General features: G+C 40.9%; 20 protein-coding genes and 2 pseudogenes. 11 read left to right on the forward strand and 11 right to left on the reverse strand.

The window, feature by feature from the left end; translation table 11 throughout:
• Positions 1–455: 455 nt before the first annotated feature.
• Both ACEW80_RS05155 and hemN read right to left on the reverse strand, forming a co-directional pair.
• A complete protein-coding gene (locus ACEW80_RS05155; protein ID WP_373525560.1) occupies positions 456–1,148 on the reverse strand; it encodes a manganese catalase family protein in 693 nt (230 codons plus the stop codon).
• 894 nt (positions 1,149–2,042) lie between these two features.
• Positions 2,043–3,425, reverse strand: coding sequence for an oxygen-independent coproporphyrinogen III oxidase (hemN, locus tag ACEW80_RS05160; protein ID WP_373525561.1), 1,383 nt, complete (start codon positions 3,423–3,425; stop codon positions 2,043–2,045).
• Positions 3,426–3,881: 456 nt separating this feature from the next.
• On the opposite strand from hemN, the gene acsF reads away from it, so the two are divergent.
• The gene (gene acsF / locus ACEW80_RS05165; protein ID WP_373525562.1) at positions 3,882–5,006 is read left to right on the forward strand and encodes a magnesium-protoporphyrin IX monomethyl ester (oxidative) cyclase; all 1,125 of its coding nucleotides are present in this window, start codon (positions 3,882–3,884) and stop codon (positions 5,004–5,006) included.
• Between the two features lie 38 nt (positions 5,007–5,044).
• Here the strand turns inward: acsF and ACEW80_RS05170 are convergent, their stop codons facing one another.
• Complete coding sequence (locus ACEW80_RS05170; RefSeq protein ID WP_373525563.1) at positions 5,045–7,105, reverse strand: tetratricopeptide repeat protein; 2,061 nt, start codon at positions 7,103–7,105, stop codon at positions 5,045–5,047.
• A gap of 373 nt (positions 7,106–7,478) precedes the next feature.
• On the opposite strand from ACEW80_RS05170, the gene ACEW80_RS05175 reads away from it, so the two are divergent.
• Positions 7,479–8,357, forward strand: a complete 879-nt coding sequence (locus ACEW80_RS05175) for a hypothetical protein (RefSeq protein ID WP_373525564.1) — start codon at positions 7,479–7,481, stop codon at positions 8,355–8,357.
• 21 nt (positions 8,358–8,378) lie between these two features.
• Here ACEW80_RS05175 and ACEW80_RS05180 read toward each other — a convergent pair whose 3' ends face one another.
• Complete coding sequence (locus tag ACEW80_RS05180) at positions 8,379–10,247, reverse strand: aspartate kinase (RefSeq protein WP_373525565.1); 1,869 nt, start codon at positions 10,245–10,247, stop codon at positions 8,379–8,381.
• A 122-nt stretch (positions 10,248–10,369) separates the two neighbouring features.
• Positions 10,370–10,939 (reverse strand): Uma2 family endonuclease, encoded by a 570-nt coding sequence (locus ACEW80_RS05185; RefSeq protein ID WP_373525566.1) that lies wholly within the window; start codon positions 10,937–10,939, stop codon positions 10,370–10,372.
• A gap of 364 nt (positions 10,940–11,303) precedes the next feature.
• Here ACEW80_RS05185 and ACEW80_RS05190 point away from each other — a divergent pair, with 364 nt between their 5' ends.
• From ACEW80_RS05190 to ACEW80_RS05205, 4 genes are all read left to right on the forward strand, one after another.
• Positions 11,304–11,627, forward strand: coding sequence for a hypothetical protein (locus tag ACEW80_RS05190; protein WP_373525567.1), 324 nt, complete (start codon positions 11,304–11,306; stop codon positions 11,625–11,627).
• Complete coding sequence (locus ACEW80_RS05195; protein WP_373525568.1) at positions 11,618–11,998, forward strand: aspartyl protease; 381 nt, start codon at positions 11,618–11,620, stop codon at positions 11,996–11,998. Before ACEW80_RS05190 ends, ACEW80_RS05195 begins: the two co-directional genes overlap by 10 nt.
• A gap of 30 nt (positions 11,999–12,028) precedes the next feature.
• Positions 12,029–12,208, forward strand: coding sequence for a type II toxin-antitoxin system HicB family antitoxin (locus ACEW80_RS05200; protein ID WP_373525569.1), 180 nt, complete (start codon positions 12,029–12,031; stop codon positions 12,206–12,208).
• 66 nt (positions 12,209–12,274) lie between these two features.
• Complete coding sequence (locus ACEW80_RS05205; RefSeq protein WP_373525570.1) at positions 12,275–12,586, forward strand: hypothetical protein; 312 nt, start codon at positions 12,275–12,277, stop codon at positions 12,584–12,586.
• On the opposite strand, the gene ACEW80_RS05210 is transcribed toward ACEW80_RS05205, so the two are convergent.
• Both ACEW80_RS05210 and ACEW80_RS05215 read right to left on the reverse strand, forming a co-directional pair.
• A complete protein-coding gene (locus ACEW80_RS05210) occupies positions 12,583–14,295 on the reverse strand; it encodes a diflavin flavoprotein (protein ID WP_373525571.1) in 1,713 nt (570 codons plus the stop codon). The two genes, ACEW80_RS05205 and ACEW80_RS05210, sit on opposite strands and share 4 nt — an antisense overlap.
• Before the next feature lie 139 nt (positions 14,296–14,434).
• A complete protein-coding gene (locus ACEW80_RS05215) occupies positions 14,435–16,159 on the reverse strand; it encodes a diflavin flavoprotein (protein WP_373525572.1) in 1,725 nt (574 codons plus the stop codon).
• 109 nt (positions 16,160–16,268) lie between these two features.
• Between ACEW80_RS05215 and ACEW80_RS05220 the strand changes: the two genes are divergently transcribed.
• The 5 genes and pseudogenes from ACEW80_RS05220 to ACEW80_RS05240 all read left to right on the forward strand — a co-directional run bounded on the left by ACEW80_RS05220 (position 16,269) and on the right by ACEW80_RS05240 (position 19,427).
• Positions 16,269–17,093 carry a pantothenate kinase gene (locus ACEW80_RS05220; protein ID WP_373525573.1) on the forward strand — a complete coding sequence of 275 codons (825 nt, stop codon included), beginning with the start codon at positions 16,269–16,271 and terminating at the stop codon, positions 17,091–17,093.
• Between the two features lie 470 nt (positions 17,094–17,563).
• Positions 17,564–18,097: a hypothetical protein gene (locus ACEW80_RS05225; protein WP_373525574.1), complete on the forward strand. Its 534-nt coding sequence runs from the start codon at positions 17,564–17,566 to the stop codon at positions 18,095–18,097.
• Positions 18,098–18,203: 106 nt separating this feature from the next.
• Positions 18,204–18,389 (forward strand): annotated as a pseudogene (locus ACEW80_RS05230) (pantothenate kinase); the annotation flags it as partial.
• An 82-nt stretch (positions 18,390–18,471) separates the two neighbouring features.
• Positions 18,472–18,954, forward strand: a complete 483-nt coding sequence (locus ACEW80_RS05235; RefSeq protein ID WP_373525575.1) for a hypothetical protein — start codon at positions 18,472–18,474, stop codon at positions 18,952–18,954.
• A gap of 8 nt (positions 18,955–18,962) precedes the next feature.
• Positions 18,963–19,427 (forward strand): annotated as a pseudogene (locus tag ACEW80_RS05240) (type II toxin-antitoxin system VapC family toxin).
• A gap of 86 nt (positions 19,428–19,513) precedes the next feature.
• Here ACEW80_RS05240 and ACEW80_RS05245 read toward each other — a convergent pair.
• The 4 genes from ACEW80_RS05245 to ACEW80_RS05260 form a co-directional block, all read right to left on the reverse strand.
• Positions 19,514–20,968, reverse strand: a complete 1,455-nt coding sequence (locus ACEW80_RS05245) for an amidohydrolase (protein WP_373525576.1) — start codon at positions 20,966–20,968, stop codon at positions 19,514–19,516.
• Between the two features lie 364 nt (positions 20,969–21,332).
• On the reverse strand, positions 21,333–21,899 hold the full coding sequence (locus ACEW80_RS05250) for a PEP-CTERM sorting domain-containing protein (protein ID WP_373525577.1): 567 nt from the start codon (positions 21,897–21,899) through the stop codon (positions 21,333–21,335).
• Between the two features lie 232 nt (positions 21,900–22,131).
• Complete coding sequence (locus tag ACEW80_RS05255; protein ID WP_373525578.1) at positions 22,132–22,944, reverse strand: alpha/beta fold hydrolase; 813 nt, start codon at positions 22,942–22,944, stop codon at positions 22,132–22,134.
• A 98-nt stretch (positions 22,945–23,042) separates the two neighbouring features.
• Complete coding sequence (locus tag ACEW80_RS05260) at positions 23,043–23,537, reverse strand: NUDIX hydrolase (RefSeq protein ID WP_373525579.1); 495 nt, start codon at positions 23,535–23,537, stop codon at positions 23,043–23,045.
• Positions 23,538–23,615 lie beyond the last annotated feature (78 nt).

The following is a 23,615-nucleotide window of genomic DNA, read 5'->3' on the forward strand; positions in this document are numbered from 1 at the left end:
TGATTTTACACATTTATAGATCCCCCCTAACCCCCCTTAAAAAAGGGGGAACCGGAATCAAAGTCCCCAATTTATCGGACGGTTTAGGGGGATTTAGAACGTTTTGATACCTGCAATAGGACTTTTCAAACATCCTCTTAACCGAACGGTATTGCGATCGCTCTGACTTCTTAAGTGTGACTGAATATCGCTATAATTTTCCTAAAATTAGTTAATCACTAACAAATACTGCTCGGCTAAAATGCCAGACTTTTTTAATAAGTTAAGAGCCTTGTTGTTCACAAATGATTTGGTATTGCTAGAGGTTGGATAGAGCTAAATTCTGCCTAAAAAACTCTTGATGTGAACAACCAGCCAAACAATTTCCAAAGAAGGTGGGCAAATAGCCCACCATAATAATTTGGAGTTTTCAAGAATCTGCCGAAAATACCTTTACTTCAAATCAACTTATGAAATTAGGAGTTACTTTCTAGCGGGTTAGCAACGTATTTGAATGTTGGCTCAGAATTCCAAGGGCCACGCTCATCTTTACCATCACCGTTTGTAGACAGATTGTAGTAAAGAGCAACGGTTTCATCTGGCTTAATATTACCAAAGAATGGATCTGTCAACTTACCTAATGAATCTAGAGCTTTCATAAACATCTGGGTATGAGAAATTTCTCGTGTTAACAGATGAACTAAAGTCTTTTTGGTTCCTTCGTCAGTTGCCAAGTTGATCAATGCTTCGTAAGTTTGACGAGCGCCAGCTTCAGCTGCAAGGTTAGCTCTTAAATCACGCACTACATCTCCGCCTTCATTCAAGTAACTTGCAGTCCAAGCACTACCCTGACTATCTAGAAAATGAGGACCAGCCCCGCGGACTGCAAAGAGAGTACTTTTATAAGCCTCTGTTTGATCTACATTTTTAGTATGAGCTTCAATGAGTTTTCCAACCATTTCTAGATGGCCGAATTCCTCAATGGCAATGTCTTGGAGCATATCTTTAATTCCAGGATTTTCGACATGGAATGATTGAACCCAATATTGCAATGCTGCACTAAGTTCGCCAGTAGCTCCGCCAAACTGCTCTAGAAGCAATTGAGCAAAACGAGGATTAGCTTCACTAACGTTAACTGAATGAATAGGATCTTTCTTGTGAAAAAACATAGATTTACACTTCCAAAATTATGATGTTACAGAAGGGATAGGGTATTTTATTGTCTTTTAGTATTTTTGCAGATAGAGCTAATTTGAGATTTGATAGCTTCTGAAATTGGTGAACTAAAAGACCAATAGAATACATTAGTCACGTCAGTGTTGATAATTGCCAATCAGCGATTAGTACTAAAACTACCCAAGCAATAATACTCATAACCGCCTCAACAATCTCACTTGTGTCTAAGTTATCAATTCTGATTCACAATTCTTTCTACCAGATGGGATAAATGTTAAATCCAAAAGTAAGACAAAAAAATTTACATTTAGAATTGGCATTTTTAGCATAAAAATGTTAAGTAAAATTCTTGCTAGATAAACAATGATTTATTGAATCTATAGTTATAGACCTGATTGGCTGTAGAATTAGACACTAATAAATCAGTTAATTAATCCATGTTATTTTATATCTATCTTAAGGTGTAAACATATTCTAACTTTTTGGAGATGCGTCCAAAATGTTTGCTCATCAAAATGTACAAGAGTTAGAATTCATCATTGATAGCACTTACGCAAAACTACACGCGCTCTGGGGCAATTCATGTAAACGCATACTACTAGGTCGAAGCAAGCTACGCGGAGCGTCTGTCTGCGACACGCTGCGCGAACGTAGAGAAGCGGCTACTCTACGAGTTCTCCAACGGAGTACCCGCAGGGTATTGCCCCTACCTAAAAATCATTCTTTTCGGCTATTGTTTGCGTAAGTCCTGATTAATTATCTGTAAATTACAAATAATCAACCAGGATTTTTGCCAACTCTTTATTTAAAAGCTTTATAAACTGCGTGAAGAAGGCAGAATGGATGCAAATCAATTAATCAGTGAATAGCTATTACTGATTACTGTTTTAAATGGCGCGTGAGAATTTTGACTCTCGTGTTCTTGTATGAGTATCAAAAATGACAGCAATATTTCTTACTAGTAATCTACCGATGTCTGTAATCTGGATATGATTTTTTGATAAACTGACCAGACCATCAGCTTCTAGTGGCTGTAACGCCTTTAATTCGTCGGAGAAATATTCATCAAAACTGAGATGATATTTGTTTTCAATGTCTTGCTTATGAAGCTGAAAGTGAGACATGATAGACATAATCACATCCCGTCTAATGATATCATTTTGGGTAAGCTTAATACCTTTACTAACAGGTAAAGCACCCGATGCAAGTGTTTGATAATAATCCTTTAATTCCTTGTGATTTTGAGCATAAGCATTTTCTAGCATACTGATGGATGTAGCACCAAAACCAAAGAGTTCTGTCTGGGCGTGGGTAGTGTAGCCCTGGAAATTGCGTTTGAGAGTACCATTGCGTTGAGCGATCGCTAGTTCGTCATTAATTTTAGCAAAATGATCCATACCAATAAATAGATATTGGTTATTCGTCAATTCTTCAATGGTCATTTTCAAAATCTCTAACTTTTCCTCTGCTGGGGGTAGCGCCTCTTCAGGAATATTTTTTTGTGTAGGTTTGAGCCACGGTACATAAGCAAAGTTAAAGACAACTATTCGGTCAGGATCTAATTCAATAGTCTTTTTCAGCGTCTCCCGAAATGTCTCGCGGGTTTGATAGGGTAAACCATAAATTAGGTCTACATTCACACTTTCAAACTTAGCTTCTTTGATCCAACTCATGACATCAAATAACATTTCTTCTGGCTGGACACGGTTGACAGCTACTTGAACTTGGCGATTAAAATCCTGAATGCCAAAACTAATGCGATTAAACCCAATCTCTCTCAGAAAGAAAATGTAGTTTTTATCGATATAGCGCGGATTAATCTCAATTGAAATTTCTGCTTGTGGATCGATGTTGAAATAGCGATTGATGTTTTTCCATAAAAATTCTACTTGGTCAATATCCAAGTAATTAGGAGTACCACCTCCCCAATGGATTTGCAGCACTTTTCTTTCTGAATCTATTAAGGCTGCGGTGTTTTTGATGTCTTGAATCAAATATTCTAAGTAAGGTTTAGCAATATTCTTATTGTTAGAAATTACCGTGTTACAGCCGCAGAAATAGCAAGCACTTTGGCAAAAAGGTATGTGAAAATACAAAGATAGAGGAGTTTTACGTTGATTTGAGGCGGCGATCGCAGCTTTAAAATCAGTTTGGGTAAATGTTTCGTTTAACTCTGTAGCGGGCGGATAACTGGTGTATCTGGGTGCGCGAGTGTCGTACTTTTGGATCAGATCCGAATCAAATTTGACACCAGGTAATAGAAAAACCATTGAGTTGCTTTCCGATGAATGAGGGATGAGGGGGATGACGATGTTCAAGCGTAAGGTTTCTGAGCTAGTCACCGACTCAGGATGTCTACCAGTGCCAGCTAAAAGATTGTTATTCTAGGTTTAGAAAGGATCTGCATCACTCTATCCAGCAAGTACCACTGCCGATGTAGACCCCAGCTATTTTTATTTCTCCTAATATTATTTAACTATTAATTTATATATAACTACAAAGATATTAATATTTTTTTATTGTTTGACGAGCCAGGAGTCTGAATACACAATTTTTATCTCTAACCATTACCAATGTTGAAAATTAAATTGTAACTTTATGCACAAAGTCTAGCTTAAGCGGTAAGCTTATTTCTTACAATTTACTTTCAATAATTTAACTGATGTCCACAAACAACTATTTATGGTTATATAACTTTTACAGCCTAAAATAATCAAAGGATTCTCATGGTTAAGTCTCTGGAAAACCTAGAACCTGAATTGCTCAAACAAGGTGTAAAAGCGCCTGTTCAAGAAACATTATTAACACCCCGATTTTACACCACTGACTTTGAGGCTGCTGCGCAGTTGGATATTTCGGCGCAGGAAACTGAGTTACTGGCAATTGTAGAAGAGTTACGAGCAGACTATAACCGTCATCATTTTGTCCGTGATGAAGAATTTCAGCAATGTTGGGATCACATCGACGGGGAAACGCGCGTCGCTTTTATTGATTTTTTGGAACGTTCTTGCACTTCAGAGTTTTCTGGATTTCTACTGTTCAAAGAATTATCGCGCCGACTGAAAAACCGCAATCCGATTTTGGCAGAAGCCTTTAATTTTATGGCACGGGATGAAGCACGCCATGCGGGATTTTTGAATAAGTCAATGGCAGATTTTAATCTTTCCCTCGACTTAAGTTATTTAACCAAAAATCGCACTTATACCTTCTTTCCGCTAGAGTGGATTATTTACGCAGTCTACCTATCTGAAAAAATTGGCTACTGGCGTTATATCTTGATATATCGCCACATGGAAAAACATCCAGAACACCAAATTTATCCTCTGTTCCGTAAGTTTGAGAGTTGGTGTCAGGATGAAAATCGACATGGAGATTTTTTCAAAGTTCTGCTACGATGTCTGCCGACAAGCGGCTTCTCTACGAGAGGCTTCGCCAATGCGTCTACGCAACCTCAATTATGGAATAATTGGAGAGCTAGATTGTGGGTGCGTTTCTTTTTACTGAGTGTGTTTGCTACTCACACTTTAACAGTATTTGAACGGGCAACGTTTTATCAATCCATTGGCATAGATCCGCGCGAATATAATACCAGAGTCATTCAAGAGACGAATAACACAGCCGCACGCGCATTTCCCTTGATTTTGGATACAAATCACCCCAAGTTTTTCCGGCGATTGGAGCAGTGTTCTGAGCTTAATCTAAAACTAGCAGAGATTAACAAGAGCGAGCGCTCGAAGATTGTAAAATTCTGCCAAAAACTACCCCTGATAGCGTCCATAATTGGGCATTTCTTGCAGACTTACTTAATCAAACCCGTTGATGCTGAATCATTGAGAGGAACAGTTCATTAACTATTAACTGCAAAACCTACAAATCTACCTTGGGAATCTCAATTTTTTTCTCTTTTCCTAAACCTATAACGAGTAGTTTTTGCTGGTGCTGAATTATTTTGCAGAATTGCGATTTCCCTCTGTGCATCTTGATAACTATCTTTTTCTCCTTGCTGTTGAAAGAGTTTTGCGGCTTTTGTGAAATCTGCGATCGCTCCCTGTTTATTGCTTTGCTTGGCGCGAATTACACCGCGATTATAGTAGGCTAAGGCATTGTTAGCATCAATGGCGATCGCTCGTGAGTAATCTTGATTTGCAGCTTTTTTATTTCCCAATTCGAGATAGGCATTACCACGGTTGTTATAAGCTGCTACATTATTAGTATCTAGTTTCAGTGCTGCGGTGTAATCTTCAATAGCGCCTTTATAATCTCCGAAAGAAAAGCGGTGAATACCCCTGTGCATATAAGCAGCAATAAATTTAGGATCAATCTGTAAAATGGTGTTGTAATCTTCAGCAGCTTCAAGTTTATCTCCCAGTTCACTGTAAACATCACCACGATTAAGATAGGCTTCTATATATTTGGGATTGATGTTAATTGCATCTGCGTAATCTTTAAGTGCTGCATATTTTTGTTGATTAATAAATTGAGTTAAACCCCTTTGATAATAAGCTTTAGCATCACTCGGATTAATCTTAATTATTGTATTAAAATCTTGGATTGCTGCTTGTCTAAGTTTGAGACGACGGCGGAGAATTCCTCGCTGCAAATAGGCTTCGGTATACTGGGGTTTGAGAGCGATCGCTTTGCTAAAATCTCCAATCGCTCCTTTATTATCCTTAAGCTGAGTCCTAGCTATACCTCGCCCATAGTAAGCATAAGCATTCTCAGAATTTAACTTAATTGCTTGGGTATAGTCAGCGATCGCTTCTTTGTATTTGCCTAATTCAGAATAAGCAAATCCTCGATCAAAATAGGCATTAGCATCTTGGGGATTGAGCAAAATGGCTTGGCTAGAGTCTGTTTGTGCTTGCTCGTAGTCTCCTAATCGATAATAAGCATCGCCTCGCCTATTATAAGCCTGAGCATTTTGTGGTTCTAATTTAATAGCCTGATTTAAATCTTCAATTGCTCCTTCATAGTTCCCTGCCTCATATTTCTTTACTCCCTCTTGGTATAATGTCTGTTTAGCATCACTTACAGGTTTTGGCAACCTGAATTGCCACGCTCCAACCCCAAGCGTAATACAGCCAGCTACCCCTGTGAGAACTAGCAATAATTTTTTCTGATGCTGTTTCTGCCGATCCTGCTGATAATTTGTTAACTTTTTCAGATCGTCTAAAACTTCAGTTGCATACTGGTAGCGCTGACGATAGTTAAAATGCACCATTTTATCAATAATTTTTGCTAATTTTCTGTTAATTTTTAAACTTTTGTGACGCCAAATAATTTCACCTGTGAGCCGATTTTTCTGGCTTCGCAATTTAGATATTTGCTTTGTTGGTAAACCCATAAGTGCTGCGATCGCAACCATACCTAAAGCATATATATCACTATTGTATTTGAGGTTGCCCTTAACTTGTTCCATAGGCATATATTCAAGATTTTCAACGGTATTAGTCATGGCTTCATTAAAAGTACCAAAATTAACCAAAACTAGCTTTTTATCTGACTCTCGGCGAATAATATTTGCTGGCTTAATATCCCGATGAATTACACCATAACTATGTAGAATCACCAAAATTTCTAATATCTCTGATAAAAGAATAATTACTTGGTCTTCCCTCAGAGGTTTTCCCTGGATAATTTCGTCGGTAAAAGGATTACCGGGTATGAATTCTTGGACTATATAGAATTCTTCATTTTCTTCAAAATGAGCAACTAGCTTCTGAATTTGGTTGTGTTCCTGCCCTAGTTTTTCTAAAGTTGCTGCCTTACTGGCAAACAAGCGGCGCAGGATTGTTAAAGTTTGAGGATTGCTACTAGGAGAACGTAACTGCTTTATTATAAATTGGCTGCCAGGAAGATTAGCATCTTCAACTAAATAGGTTTTCTCCCTTGCCTCATCATTGAAAACTTTTACTATTCGGTAATGCCCATCTAGTAAATGACTACTCATCAATATAAATATAGTCTGATAAATTGTTTAATTATAGCTTACGGGTTATTACTGGTGATTTTAAAATATAAATATTTTTTTAAAAAGGAAAAAAGTTAATGCCATTTTGGCACGTAGAAGTATTAATAATTAGCTAATACTGCATATTGCTAGTAATATTTTTCTCTCATCGAAGGAATGTTACAGACTTAATACGGTTATATATTACCAGACTTGAGTAAGATTTTTGCATTAAATTACACTTGGGAAAGGAGGTGAGTCGATAGTAAGGTTATTTTGATCCTGATTTTTCAGCAATCCTACCCATGACACTTAATTCTCGAATATAGTAAAAAAATAGCAGTTTGAATTATCCAAAACCCCATATAGAAGATTGAAAATCAACATATTTGGGCGAAAAAAAGACCTGCTAGCTACTGCAAAGCGTCAATTGCTTAAGGCGCTAAATTGCCGCGATCTAGCTGGCATTAAGAGCTTGATTGTAGAGTGGCAAAGCATTCTGGGAGCGGAAAAGTTAACTAATTTGATTGTTAACGAGGTAATGGTAGAATGTGATTCTGACAGCCACAGTTGGTTTTGTCAAATTTTTCTTGGACAAGCCCAATATGAACAGATGGCGGAAAAAGCCCAAAGTAACGTCTTTCAAATCTTATTGAGTGAAGGTTTGGAACCTGGCAAAGACTTTAGCTCTGGATTGGATGGCATAATCATTGTAGGCGATCGCGCCCAGCAAATCTTACTTAGCCAAGTTCCACAAGAGCATCGGGGATCATTTGAAGCCCAGCTAGAATCTTCGCTTGTCTTAGATCCAGTTACTATCATCGAACAGCAGTTAGGGTGTGCATTTTTTACTAATTTGACTGAGATTGCCATCCAACAGATGCAGGTACTGAGTAATTCCCAAGCTGCGGCTTATCTAGGAGTGCTGTTAGCTGGATTAGTGTCGCGTCATCCTCAACTTAAGGATGCGGACTTTCCCACACGATTTATTTTCAATACTCTCCAAGAACTGTCGCCGGAACGAGCAATGCTAATCTTGAACGATCCAGAGACAAATCCCCAGTTCGATGAAATTATGATCTTTCAGCATTTATTGGCAGCAATGGGAGATAAAGAATATCACTGCATTGCTGAGGAAGAAGATGGTATCAGCCTTGATCAACTCAAAAAACTTGATTTAGTTTGGTGTGGTGAACGCCGACTTTCAGAAATAGTAGCCATGATGGAAAAATGGCATTTCAGAAATAGATAATAAGCAATTCAAAATTTAGTTCTACGCTGGCACAACAAATTTCTCACTACCAGCCAGTCCAAAGGCAGCATGAATGGCTTGCAAAGCTTTAACACCTTGCTCTTGTGCCACGACACAACTAATTTTTATTTCTGAGGTGGCAATCATTTGAATATTAATTTGGTGTTGGGCTAGTGCTTCAAACATTTTAGCAGCAACGCCTGGTTGTCCGAGCATACCTGCACCCACAATACTTACCTTAGCGATCGCACTATCTAAAACAACTTCACCCCATCCCAACTCTGCCGCTACTTGCGTGAGCATTTCTCTTGCACTTTCCCCATCCATCCGCGAAACTGTGAAGGCAATATCTCGCCTGGGAACACCATCAATTACCCGACAGCGCTGAGATTGGATAATCATGTCAACGCTAATATTATGTTGCGCCAACAGTCCAAACAGCTTCGCCGCCATCCCCGGACGATCTGGCAATTGGCGAATAGCTAGACGCGCTTGCTTTAAATCGAGGGCAACGCCGCAAACTGGGAGTGCTGAGTGCTGAGTGCTGAGTGCTGAGTGCTGAGTGCTGAGTGCTGAGTGCTGAGTAGGGAGTGAAGAAGTGGAGGAATAATTTTGAATTGTTTCCCTTGCCTCTATTTCAAAGGCGGTGCGGAGTGCGTTGACAGCGCGATCGCATTCGGCTGCATCGACTACGCAACTTACTTTTATCTCGCTGGTGGAAATCATTTGGATGTTCACACCTGCTTCTGCTAAGGTGGCGAACATCTTCGCAGCCACACCAGGACGGCCAATCATTCCTGCGCCGGCGATGCTGACTTTGGCAATGTTATGTTCCACCATTACCTCAGCTTCGTCAAATTTGGGGTTAGATTGACTCCTGAGTGCTGGGGCGATCGCTGCTGCTACTGCTTCAGCCCGTCTTAATATTGGTGTTGTGACGGTAAAGGCAATATCATTACTGTTACCTTCATGAATTGACTGAATAATCAAATCTACGTCTACTTTTTGGCGGGCAATTTCGCCAAATAACCTTGCTGCTACCCCTGGGTTGTCGGGTACGCGCAACAAAGCCACTTTTGCTTGGTCAGTGTCAAATTCTACATGATCCACAGGACGGGCAATTTCTAGATTGATTAGCGATCGCCCTTGGGGTTTGGCTGATGTTACCCAAGTACCTGGGGCATCGGTCCAGCTAGACCTGACTACGAGAGGAACGCCATAGTTACGAGCAATTTCCACAGCGCGGGGATGCAGCACTTTTGCCCCCAAGCTAGCCAATTCCAACATTTCATTGCAGGTAATTTCATCGATCAACTGAGCTTCGGCAACTAAGCGGGGGTCTGTAGTTAAAATACCTGGAACATCGGTATAAATTTCGCAAAAATTCGCTCCTAATGCGGCGGCGATCGCCACTGCTGACGTGTCGGAACCACCACGCCCCAAAGTTGTAATTTCCATCTCTCCAGTGCTAGATGTGCCTTGGAAACCAGCTACTACAACTACTTTGCCTTCATTTATGTAGCGAGTTAGGCGAGTAGTTTCAATATGCAAAATCCGAGCGCGGCTGTGTTCGGCTTCGGTAACAATTCCCACCTGAGCGCCAGTCATGGAAATTGCAGGTTGTCCGAGTTCCTGCAAAGCCATAGTTAGTAAAGCAATGGTTACTTGTTCGCCAGTGGAAAGCAGCATATCCATTTCCCGGCGGTTAGGATTGGGAGAGATTTCATTAGCTAGTTTGACGAGTCCATCGGTGGTTTTGCCCATTGCCGAAACCACTACAACCACAGAATTTCCAGCTTTAACCGTTTTGTAAACACGCTGGGCAACAGCTTGAATACGTTCGACTGAACCGACAGATGTACCACCGTATTTCTGAACTATGAGCGCCATAACTTTTAGTCAATCAATTGTGTCTGTTTTGCTCAATACCCCCGCCAGGTTAGGAAGCCTTGAAACTATTACATAGATATTTAGTTTACTAAACATTGTGCATAATACCGCATCATAATTGATTATTCAAAAACGACATCTTCGTAAAGTGCTGCCATTGTTTCCTCAAAATCCACGCTATTGAGTCGAAAAGATTTATGTTCTGATGTGTAGGATTGTAAAACCCACAGCTTCTGCTCGTCGCGTCGAAAACACTCGACTCGCTGACGTTTTGTATTAATTAAAACATATTCTTGGAGACTTTCTAGTGTTTGATAATCGGCGAATTTGTCGCCCCGGTCAAAGGCTTCAGTAGAATTAGATAAAACTTCGATAATTAAACAGGGAAATCTTTTATAAGCTGGCGTTTCTTGATCTCGTTGGTCGCAAGTAACCATAATATCGGGATAATAAAAGCGATTCAGAGATTCAATTCGGGCTTTCATGTCAGCGATGTAAACACGACAACCAGAGCCGCGTACATGATTACGCAGGAGAGCAAATAGGTTCCCAGCAATGGTAACGTGTGGGTCAAGCGCTCCAGCCATTGCGTAGATGTAGCCGTCAATATATTCATATTTGACAGAGTTTTGTTCCTCCATTTGGAGGTACTCTTCAGGAGTAAAGTAGTTTGGTTGGGGCGAGGCTATCATGGTTAAAATTTCAAGGTTTGAGTGATGCTGATTTCTAGGGTAGCGTTTGCTGTTGATTGAAGTTGGTTTTTGACAGAGAATTTTATGCTAGGTCTAGACAGGATTACATTTGACCCTAGCGTGTTACAGCACTTCCGCCTGCTATGAGGTACGCATACCGTCTCAAAAGTTAGGATAGGAAAGGGATGTGGGTAAAATTGTGCTTCATAATAGCCGGAAGTGCTATATTTTCCAGAAAGGTCTAATTCGTAATTGATAATTAAGTAAAAATAAAATTATTATAGGTAAAGTACGATGAGCAGTGGGAGGATGTCAATTAAAAAATACAATTATAAAATCACACGAGAACATACTTTTTCTTGATATGACAAAGCTATGCCAGCCCCGTCGCACGCGCATCCTACCGCCATCTCCCATAGCACTTTCTGAAAAGAGCCGCCATCAGGAAAAGCAAAATGCTCTTAGTATGCGGTGTCGTGTTGTTTTTGATCGCTTGTATCCACAATTAATAGATACTCATTACAACTGGTATATTGCCATCGACCCAGAGAGCGAAAACTATTTGATTGACCCAACACTAAAAGGGATAACGCAAAAAATCTGTGATGCATATTGTAATCCTGATGAGGTAAAACTTACCATTTTTCGACTCAACGACACAGGAACCTGCGGTAGGTTATGGGTTTAGGTGCGTTTGGGGATAATGGTGAACTATTGTTTGAAATTCAGCTTTTTGCCGCCAATGGCGAGGTATTTTCTGTCGAAGCATTGTTCGATACTGGATTTACAGATGGGTGGTTAGCCATTAATACTCAAGATTTACAAGCTTTAAAGTGGGTAATGATTGCCGCCCAAATCTCTATGCGGACGGCACGGGGAGAAGGACAGTTCAATCTTTATGAAGGCAAAGTCATCATTGATGGAACCGAAATAATTATCCCTGTCCATGTGGGGGACGATATTCCTGATACTTTGATGGGTTCGTTGTGGTTGAATATTATGCAGCTTGTGGTCAACAAACCAAGAAAAATATTGATATTAGAGATGGTGGCAGAGTAGTAAATCTTAAATGGACTACAGGGAAAACCAATGAGAGCAATCAAAATTATTGTTGAAAAACATAACGACGGTTACGTATCCTATCTCTTGGGTATCAAAGGGGTTGTAGTTGGCGAAGGTGACAGTTATGAAGAAGCACTAGCTGATGTTAAATCTACTATTCGTTTTCATATCGAGACATTTGGTCAAGAAGTTATAGAAGAGGAATAACATTCTTGAACTACGCGATCGCATCTCTCCAGACAAGCTTACCAATAAGCGATTCGTGAAAACAAGATGATATGCGATCGCTCTCTAAACTTCTACTTTTTACCTAAAAGCTCGGAACTTCGACCTTTGAACTCGGAACTTCGACCTCTGAACTCGGAACTCCGACCTCTGAACTCGGAACTTCGACCTTTGAACTCGGAACTCCGACCTCTGAACTCGGAACTCCGACCTTTGAACTTGGAACTTCGACCTTTTAGCTCGGAACTTCGACCTTTTAGCTCGGAACTCCGAGATCAGAACTCGACACTTCAGTTTTATAGAGAGGACTGGGGTTTAGAGAATAGTTTTACACTACCCCAATGCCCAATGCCCAATTAATAATGAGTTGCCGAGTTGCGATGATGCACAGCCGTAACGCCATCATTATCTAACAATTTGCCATTCTCGACAGTTGCATAAACCAGCCAATGATCGCCAGATTCCATCCGATTTTGTACGGAGCATTCGAGATATGCTAGAGCATCCGTAAGTATGGGAGAACCGCTTTCAGTTTCTTGGGCGGCAATGCCAGCAAATCGGTCTTGTCCTGGGCTAAAAGGTTTAAGGAAGTGCTTCATCAACCCCAAATGATTCCCTTCTTTGAGAATATTAAGGACAAATTTATTTCCTGTATGCGTCAGTGTTTCCACTGCGCGGTCTTTGGCAACGGCGATGGTTAAACCAGGCGGATTAAAGCTAGCCTGAGCGACCCAAGAAGCTAACATGGCACTGGAACGATCGCCTTCTTTTGCTGTGAGAACACAAAGAGAACCGACAATCCGACCAACTGCTTGTTCTACACTTGTTGCAGGAAGACTAGGTAATCGCACTTTTCTAGTTTTCTTCAGTACTTGGGCAAAGTCGGTTCCAGCTTCTTCACACAATTGTAAGGTGGCATCGTCGGGTTTGAATTTGACGCGGATGGTGTCAAAACCAAATCTATAGCCAGCATCTTTTAATTTTCCTTCAATTAAATCAACTGCTTCCCCACTCCAGCCAAAGGAACCAAAAACACCAGCAAGTTTATTATTAGTAGCAGTGGATATTACAATTCCTAAAGCTGTCTGCACAGGTGTAGGTGCATGACCGCCGAGGGTAGGTGAACCGATGACAAAGCCAGCAGATTTTTCCACAGCAACCCGGATATCTTCGGGGTCGGTAAATTCGCAATTAATTGATTCTACAGCAACGCCAGCTTTTGTAATCCCACGAGCGATCGCTTGGGCTAATGTGGCTGTATTTCCATAAGCTGATGCATAAATCAAGGCTACTGTCAAGTCAGCAGAAGTTTGCTGCTGACTCCATTCCCGATAAGCTTTGGTCAGTTCGATTAAGCCGTAGCGCACCAAAGGCCCGTGTCCATTGGCATACATTCGCACGGGAAAATCTGCAAGTTTATCCAGCGCTGTTTCAACTTGACGAGCGTGGGGAGCCATGAGGCAATCAAAATAATAGCGCCGATCTTCGTTATATACTTCCCAGCCTTCATCAAATACCTGATCTCCACAAAAGTGCGCCCCAAATAACTTATCTGTGTACAGAATTTCAGTTTGCGGATCATAAGTGCAGAGTTGATCTGCATAGCGGGGGTTGGGGGTGGGAATAAATTGTAAATTATGCCCGTTGCCTAAATCTAGAGTTTCTTCGCCCCGCATCACAATAATTTGCAAATCTTGATTTTCCAGCGCCCCGCGTAAATTAATCGCCCCAGGATTAGAACAAACAAAAGTGATTTGCGGGGCAATTTCTAGTAAAGCTTTTAAAGTTGCAGCGCGGTTGGGGTTAATATGTCCCAAAATTACATAATCTAACTCTTCCAGATGGAAACGTTGTTGCAAAGCTTCTAAATAAATTTGCGTAAATGTTTCCCCTGGAGGATCGATTATGGCAGTTTTATCGCTTTCTACTAAATAAGAATTAGCAGTTGTACCCTTAGCGAGAGCATATTCAATTTCAAACCTGAGCCTTGACCAACTGCGCGATCGCAGTATTCTTGTATTTGTAGCAATAGGCAAAACTTGAACGTCACGGGGTTTGTTTGTTGACATAACTGAAACAATTTTAGGTTTTGGATCGTTAATTAAACATTCTAATTATGGATATTAAGTAGGGAAAGCTATACTGCACAAATACTTTATTGAGTGTTTTGGGATTTTGGATTATTAATCTAAAATCCCAAATCCAAAATTAATAGTGGTTTCCAACTTTGCGGTGATGGACGGCAGTCAAAGCATCTGGCTTAGAAACTCGTCCGGCGTAGACGGTGCTGTATACTCCCCAATGGTCGCCGCAGTCCATTCTACTGACGACTTCGCACTCCATGTAGGCGAGAGCGTCGTTGAGGATGGGGGCACCATTTTCGGCTGACTGAGTTCTCACACCTTCAAAGCGATCTGCACCAGGGGTAAACCGTTTCAAAAAGTGCTTCATCAGTGGTTGGAAATTGCCTTCTTCTAAAACGTTGAGAACAAAGCGATCGCCTACTTGCATGAGTGATTCAATTGCCCGATCTTTGGCTACTGCAATGGAAAATCCCAAGGGTTTAAAACTAGCTTGACTAACCCAAGAGGCTAACATCGCACTGGAAACATCGCCTTTTTTGGCAGTAATAATATACAATCCGCCGCTGAGTCTACCTAGTGCTTTATCTAAGTCTGCACCGAGAGATTTCATGGCTTTGATACTGCGATCGCGTGTTACCCATTGAGCTAAGTCTGTACCCGCTTCTTCACACAGTTTGTAAGTGTTTTCTGTGGGCGTTTGTTTAATCCGAATCGCTGGAAAAACTGTTGTCAAACCCAAGTTGCGGAATTTACTCAGCAACGGATCTATCGGCTCATCATTGCCACCACCAGTTTCAAATACGCCGATAGCTTGCTTTTCTTTGGCAGATCCTAAAACTGTGCTGAGTGCAGCTTGGGTGCTAGCAGCGCCAGAAGCCGGAGGTAGACCAACGATTAGTCCAGCACAACGGCTAACCAGTTCTCGCAGTTCTTGTAAATCGACTTCAGATCCCAAATCGACAATTTCCACAGCAACACCGGTTTTAGCGATACCGTTGGCAATTGCTTGCGCGAGGCGATCGCTATATCCGTATTCGGAAACGTAAAATATCCCAATTGCTGTTTCTGCCTTGGTTTGGGTTTGGCTCCAAGTACGGTAACGTCCAGTTAGTTCCTCAACATTGTGAGATAATAATGGCCCGTGTCCTGTGGCAATCATCCCGATGGTTTTCAGTTCCGCCATTCGCTTCAGGGCAGACAAAACTGACCGGGCATTGGGACCCATCAAGCAATCGTAGTAGTAATGAAAATCTTCTTCAATAGCCGCCAAGTCTTCATCAAAGGTGCTATCTGAGCAATAATGCAGCCCAAAGGCATCGCAGGTATAGAGAATTTTGGTTTTGTGGTCAAAGCTGAAAATGGTATCCGGCCAATGTAAATTTGGGGCAATCACGAATTCAAATTCGTGCCCATTTCCCAAATCTAAGCGATCGCCATTTTTTACAATCCGCCGTTTAAATGGCTGATGTACGAAATCTTCAAGAAACTGAATCGCCACCTTAGAACCGACAACAGTAATTTCTGGAGCCAGTTGCAGCAAATCTTTAACTAAACCGCTGTGGTCTGGCTCAGTGTGGCTGATAATCAAATAATCAATCTCTGCTGGGTTGATTAGACCAGTGAGCGTATCAAAGTATAGTTGACGAAACTTTTCATGGGAAGTATCAACTAAGGCAGTCTGCTCCCCACGGATGATAAACGAGTTATAAGTGGTACCGTTTTGTAGACCAAACTCAATATCGAAGCGATCGCGATCCCAGTCTAAAGAGCGAATTGCTGTCGTCTGTTGAGCAATTTCCACAGTCTGTATGGTGAGCCGTTTTTCAGTTTTTTCTGTGAGTGCTACCATAACTCCCTCCTTGATACAATGAGTATTTATTCCTCTAGGTTTATTGTTACACGGCTTGAATGTTAATTTTTATTAAAAAACCTATGACTGACTTAAAAAAGTTAAAAGTGTGAAACCGCAGAGACACAGAGAGGAAACTTGGCTAGCGTTGGAAATTGGTAATTCCCGGCTGCATTGGGCATTGTTTCTAGGCGAGACGCTTTATTCAGCTTGGGATACTGACCATATACATCAGTCTGTCATCCAACAGTTGGCTGAATGTCAAACCCTGGATGATTTACTAAAGAAAATTTTTCCACAAGGGGAATCTCTAACAAACACTCTGCCCCTCTGCCCTCTCCTCGTCGCTTCTGTAGTTCCTAGCCAAACTGCTATTTGGCAAACTTACCCAAATACTCATGTTATTACTTTAGACCAAGTACCACTAAAAGGTGTTTATTCCACACTAGGAATTGACCGCGCTTTAGCTTTGTGGGGTGCGGGAAAAATGTGGGGCTTTCCAATGTTGGTGATTGATGCTGGTACAGCGCTGACTTTCACAGCGGCGGATGCTAATCAGTGTCTAGTTGGAGGTGCAATTTTGCCGGGATTAGGCTTGCAATTTGCAACTCTCGGTCAACAAACAGGACAATTGCCATTAGTAGAAGCGGTGAATTTGGCATCTCTACCACCACGTTTTGCAGTTAATACAACAGAGGCAATTCAAAGTGGAGTTATTTATACAATGTTAGCTGGAATTAAAGATTTTATAGAGGCGTGGTGGGATTTGTTTCCTGATGGAAAGATTGCGATTAAAGGGGGCGATCGAACTTTATTATTAAACTATCTACAAGCCTTATATCCTGAAATTGCAGCACCGTTAATTGTGGAACCAAATTTAATTTTTTGGGGAATGTGTTTATATTACAATACGGTTCACTTAAGAAAATTGTAGGTTGGGTAGAACGAACGCGAGTGCGTCTCGTAGAGAAGTGAAACCCAACAAAGTCAAGAAAGTGTTGGGTTTCGTGACTCAACCCAACCTACGTAGAAGTTGAGTTTTAGGCTTAACTGAACCGTATTGGTTTATATTAGCTTCCTAAAATTTCGTTAGCTAATCAGTAAACACTGAATTTCTCTCATTACGATCGCAGGGGCGAGTAATTACAATGTTGGGAAGCAGTTAAATATTGGTATCGAGTCACAAGATAACCAACATTCATTCAGAAACGGAACTTTTGTTGAAAATATCTGGACTTATCCTGTAGGTGCATCAGGATTTCAGAATTACACAGGAACTGCACCTGTCGCCCTCAAAACTAATAGCTATGGGTGGTATTCGGGTTGGTTTTCTTCACAAAATGGAAGCCCGAATATTATTCAATTCTTACGTCCTTAATAGATTGTAATCAACACAGTAAAAAAATGAAAAAGCTTTTGTTTTTAGGTATTTTGGCGATTGGTATCACAATTCCAACGACATCATTATTAGCGCAAAATTCAGTAGATAACCCAGATAACAGTGATCCTCCGGGATTGAGAAGACCGCCAGAGGCTAGCAAAACTATTATTCCTGAGCCACCATTACCAACAACACCGACAGAATATCTTTATCCAGATAACAGCGCAAAACCCGTTTTGCAGATGATTACAAAAGAACGTGCCATCGGACAATTAAGACAAGGCTTGAATCTTAAAAATGCACGACTTGTAACTTACGCCGATTACATCAAATTTAAAAGTAAACTTGGTGGCGATAGCGTCGAAAACCTTCAAGTACACCCTAACCGTCGTGTCTGGTTAATTGAAATTGACGCACCAAACGGGATTGATGTAGCACAACGAGTTCGTGATGAAAAAACACCACGTCCAGAAAAATTTAAAAAATCGAAAATTTTAATGGTAGTGGATGCGGAAACTGGAGATAGACTAAGCATCGATATCGCAGAAAATCAATAACCTAATTAAGACCTAGTTATTATATTGACCTTGACGTTTATTTAATTAATATAAATAAACGTTTTTTTGTAAATATAAGTTTTCTGAATCTTAAGCTACAGTATATAAAGATTTTATTGAGGCGTGGTTACAGCTATTTCCTGATAGTAAGATTGCGATTAAAGGGGGCGATCGCACTTTATTAATGAACTATCTGCAAGCCTTATATCCTGAAATTGCAGCACGTTTAATTGTGGAACCTAATTTAGTTTTTTGGGGAATGCGGGAAAGAGTAATGGAGATTAAGGAATAGGAATCCTAATTTTCACAGCCAAGAGACAAGCCAAAGCCGAGATAGCATAGAATTAAAAGATAAGTTTACCCCTAAATAAACTATGCCCAAAACTTCACAACTAGATGTAATTATGAAGCAATTGGATACCCTTTCTTTGGCGGAATTGCTAGCAGTTAGAGCAAGAGTCGATGTCTTGATTGAAGGACAATCGTTGTCATTGGGTAAAGGTCAACCACCTTTGTTTCGTTGGCGTAACGTTCAGATGCCTGAAAATAGTGTATATACTGGGAGTTTTAGTAGATATATATTCATTCGTAATGAGAATAACGACGTAGACATCCTTGCTGCGCCTGCAACCATAAACACACCAAGAACAAATGTAATAAATCCCTTTTCAACCTGGTTACGAAAATTAAGGCAAAATCAACTTGCCCAATTTTCTGAATCGGAAGCAAAAGTGGATGATACGTTAGAAAAAGTAATAGGATTGGTTGACGAATGGATGGCTGATGAATCGGGATATGATGAACAAACATACTCACAGATTGAGACAAGTTTGAATCAAGATCGGATGTCAGTGTAAAAACACAGATGAGTAGAGCCGTATTGCTAGACACTCATCCTTTAAGTCAAGTAACGCATCCAAAAGTAAACCCGAAAGTCCAACAGTGGTTGCGATCGTTAGGGAAAATTGAAACTGTTATACGTGTACCAGAAATAGCCGATTATGAGCTTCGGCGTGAACTATTGAGACAAGGAAAACACAAAAGTGTAGACCGCCTCAACAAACTTAGCCAAATTTGTCTCATACCACTGACTCCCGAAACGATGTAAAAAGCAGCCGAACTATGGGCATGGGTACGAAACCAGGGAAAGCCTACGGCAAGTAATGAAAGTTTGGATGGTGATGTAATTCTTGCTGCTCAAGCAATTATCCAATTGAAGAGTTTTGATGAGGTCATAGTTATAACAACAAACTTAAAACACATATCGCGGTTTGAGAGCGAAGGAATATGTGTAGTGGATTGGCAGCGAACTCTCAATGATTTAGATTAATTAGTTGGAGTATTAATCTCCAACTAATTCAATTACACCAATTTTATAATTTGGTGGGGGACTTAAACCCGAAAATTACGAATTAGTTAATTAGAGGGTCGGAATTCAGCTTTAATCTTCTGGGCAATGAAAGTAGCTTCACGGCGAATCTTCTCAGGGTCAACCGTAAACATCTTACGTTTTTCCATTAGAACTTGCCCATTTACAATCACAGTATCAACATCTTGAGCATCTGCTGCATAAACCAGATGCGAAATGACATCGTAAAGCGGCAGCAAGTGTGGTTCTTTAAGCTGGACTTGAATTAGGTCTGCTTGAAGTCCCACCTTAATCGCACCAATTTTATCTGATAAGCCGAGTGCTTCTGCACCGCCAAGTGTTGCCATTCGCAAAACTGTCTTAGCTGGTACAGCAGTGGGGTCAAGGGTAGTCCCTTTATGGATGAGGGCGGTGAGGCGAATTGCCTTCCACATATCAAGAGCGTTGTTCGACGCGGCTCCATCCGTACCTAGACCAACTTTAACTCCCGCTTTCAGCATCGCCGGAATCGGCGCGAAGCCCGAAGCCAGTTTCAAATTCGAGTCAGGATTATGGATAACACCAACACCGCGTTTAGCCAGCAGGGCGATTTCACTTGCGTTAGGCCAGACAACGTGTGCGGCAAATACACGCGGTTCCAGAAAACCGAGATTTTCTAGATGTTTGACTGGGGTTGCGTTATAGCGCTGCTGGACATCTTTAACTTCGGCTTGTGTCTCTGCTAAGTGAATCGTCAGGGGGACATCATAATGACGTGCAGCCCGAATCGCCTGGCCAAGATGTTCTGGCGAGACGGTGTAGGGAGCGTGCGGAGCAAGAGCCGGTATTATACGTTCATTCTTGCCTTTCCAACGTTTCAGGAAGTTTATCGCCGAGGCAAAGGCATCATCCCATCCTTGGAAACCAGGGCTAGGAAAATCTATTGACGAGGGGGCAATAATGGCGCGTAAGCCGCATTCACTGACCACTTTGGCAGCAACATCTGGCTCAAAGTACATATCAACAAAGGTTGTTGTGCCACCGCGTATCATCTCCCAGCAGGCAAGCTGTTCGCCAACGCGGACAAAATTTTCATCAACGAACTTCCCTTCTGCTGGGAAGATGTAATTTTGGAGCCAATCTTGCAACGCTAAGTCGTCCGCAAGACCGCGAAACAAAGCCATTGCTGAGTGAGAATGACCGTTGACAAGACCTGGCATTAGCACCATACCTTCGCCTGGGAGCGTCCTGTCGGCTTTGTAAGATGCCATGATTTTGTATTGCGTGTCTACCGCAACAATTTTGCCATCCCGAATAGCGATCGCACCATTTTCGATAACGGGTTTTGCCTCGTTCATCGTCACGATGAAATCGCCACCCACAATCAGTTGTACTCTTTGCTTCCCTTGAGTTCCTAAATTATAGTTATTCTGAGCAATAACTATCTGACCAAAAAAGACAAACAACGTCGTACAGACAAAAAGAATCAACAGCTTATAATATTTTGTCAGATGATATTTCACAGTAAATATCCTTGTTGAATTTTTCTCGTGACTTTATCATCCGTCTAATTGCTACCAATTTCACAATTAAAAACTGTGGTTTATACCAATCCATCTCTAAGCTTTCTTCACAATTTGGTAATCCTAAATCAGCAGGGATATAGCAATCCGATTTTATATCTGAGCAAAGAAAATTTAGAAGGCTTGTGAATCAGGCATCCTGCGGATGCACCCTTAAAAATCCTATTTAATTTGTGAGAATTACAAGCCACAAATCCCCGACTTCTCAAAGAAGTCGGGGATCTCGTTTCTGCGCGTTTGATTCAGGAGTCCTATAGAAGTAGTTGATTTTAATTGGCAGGGATGTTTGCAACAAGTCAAGTAATTAAGCTTTGGCTTTTTGAGCAGCAACTTGTCTACGCTTCACCAACCAGGCAATGCCACCAGTGAGAACTGTGCCACCCGTTGTTAATGGTTCAGGGACTGGGGTTGTAGGGTTAACATTAATTAATCCATTGTTCTGATCTATTATTCCCTCAGTAGGATTTGTCAGACTAAGGTTTAAACCAACAGTTCCTAACAGATAATAATCTGTGCTTTGCGTGTTATCCTGACCTACATCAAAGTACCCAAACAAAGACTTTGTGGCTGTATCGTAGTTGAAGTCTAAAAAATCATAAACAACACTCTCATTAGTAACCGGAGTAAAACTATTCAACAATTTTTCACTTGGGTCAAAAAAAGAAACTGCGATGGATTGAAGTTTTGAATTGTCGATGGTTGTGTAACCTTGAGTTTCATCATAGGAAAATGAGCCTCTAGCTGAATACCCAGCATTACCAGTCCAATCAAACTTGAGTGTAACTGCGTAGGCTGGTACAGCTTTTAGTAAACCCAGGCTCATTACTACCCCAGTAGTAGTAGCAATACAAAACTTTTGAGTTAATTTCATCAGAAAATTTTTCCAATTTAATAATCTTTATAAAGCCGCTCTGTGCTTAGTATAGATTATTGCATTGCTGTGTTAAAAATAATCTACTAATACCAATTTTCTGTAAACTTGTACTACTAATTAATTCCTTGACTTATTAAGTATTAAGTGCTTTTATGCTCATTGAGAATTGGCATAACATACTTTTGTCATTGCAACCCCAGTTAAGACCAATAAAGGGTAAGTTAAAATCTCAATTCCCTTTAATAAAATCTCGAATCTCGATCGCCACAACCCCAGCACAAGAATCTGGTAAATCGTTCCCAGCATGAGCAATCATTTTCAACTCGACTTGGGGCGTCAGTTGAGCATAAACCCGGCTCTTGGCTAAAGCATCTGGTGTATCTTGGCCACCTTGTAAAATTAAAACTGGGACATCAATCATGTAAAGCCGCTTTTGTACTAATTCCGCCTCAATTTCTGCTTGTCGCCTTTTGAAAAGTAACTGACAACCTACGGGATACGGCAATAGCGCCTGACGCAGCTGCAAGTCCTGGGCAATTTTTTCATCCCAGCCTAAGATTTTAGTCAAAGGAGTGAGCGATCGCAATAATTTAACTATTAATGGTGGATAGCTCAATAATCGCCGCATCTTCTGGCAATACTGTTCTTGTCCTGCTATATCTACGCCCTCTGGTGCTAGCAGTACCACACCATCAACTTTTTCTGGATATTTTAAAGCATAGCTAGCAGCAATCCAACCCCCAAGAGAATGCCCTACTAAATATACTTTTTCTAGCTTTACCGCGTGTAAAAACTCAGCTAAACACTCCACTTGTAAATCTATCGAATAGTGGATATTCGGATTCTCTGATTCACCAAACCCTAACAAATCAGGTGCAAAGCAATGGAAATCTTGTGCAAAAGACTCCATCACAGATAACCATTGACTGCTTTCATTCCAAGCACCATGTAAAAAAATTATAGGAGTCTTTTCACCGACTTCACGCCAGAATATCAGCCCTTGAGAGAGCTTTCTACGCGAGTTACGGAACAATGTACCCATTTTAATTTAGTAGTTAACTTTTAGCACCATAATAAATAGTCATTAGTCATTAGTCATTAGCATCTTACAAAAAACTAATAATTAATGACAAAATATTATCATGCCAATGTTGTCAAGCCTTTTAAGTAGTCTTGCAACTGTCGAGTATGGTCATGAGACATCTGTCCTGAAGGTAGGAAATTGAGAGAGAAAGCTTCGATTTCCATGACTTCCAAAGTATCTTTAATCTCCATTGTTCCATGCACCGCGGCTTCAACCACAACACAAATTGAATGAATTCGAGGATCACGGTCTGGTGAAGAGTAAACTCCTACCAAACGGCTAATTTTCACCAACTCCAGTCCGGTTTCCTCCTTCAATTCTCGGCGAACTGTATTGGGAATATCTTCTCCCCAATCCACCATTCCTCCAGGTAATGCCCAAAGACCATTGTCACGCCGCCGGATCAGTACTATCCGACCATCGGGTAAAATTGGGATGATACTAGTGCCAGTAATAGGATGACGAAATATAATACCCAATATTGTTTGTCCAATACGCCATAAGCTACGTGTGGACTGCACAGCTGCCGGGAAAAAAGCAATAACGTTCAATCTTCAAAATTTCTATGTTGTATTCTATAGTTCTCTACCACTTACATATACTCAACCAATCGAATTTTGATTGAGTTT

The organism is Nostoc sp., assembly GCF_041747015.1.
Classification (GTDB): domain Bacteria; phylum Cyanobacteriota; class Cyanobacteriia; order Cyanobacteriales; family Nostocaceae; genus Nostoc.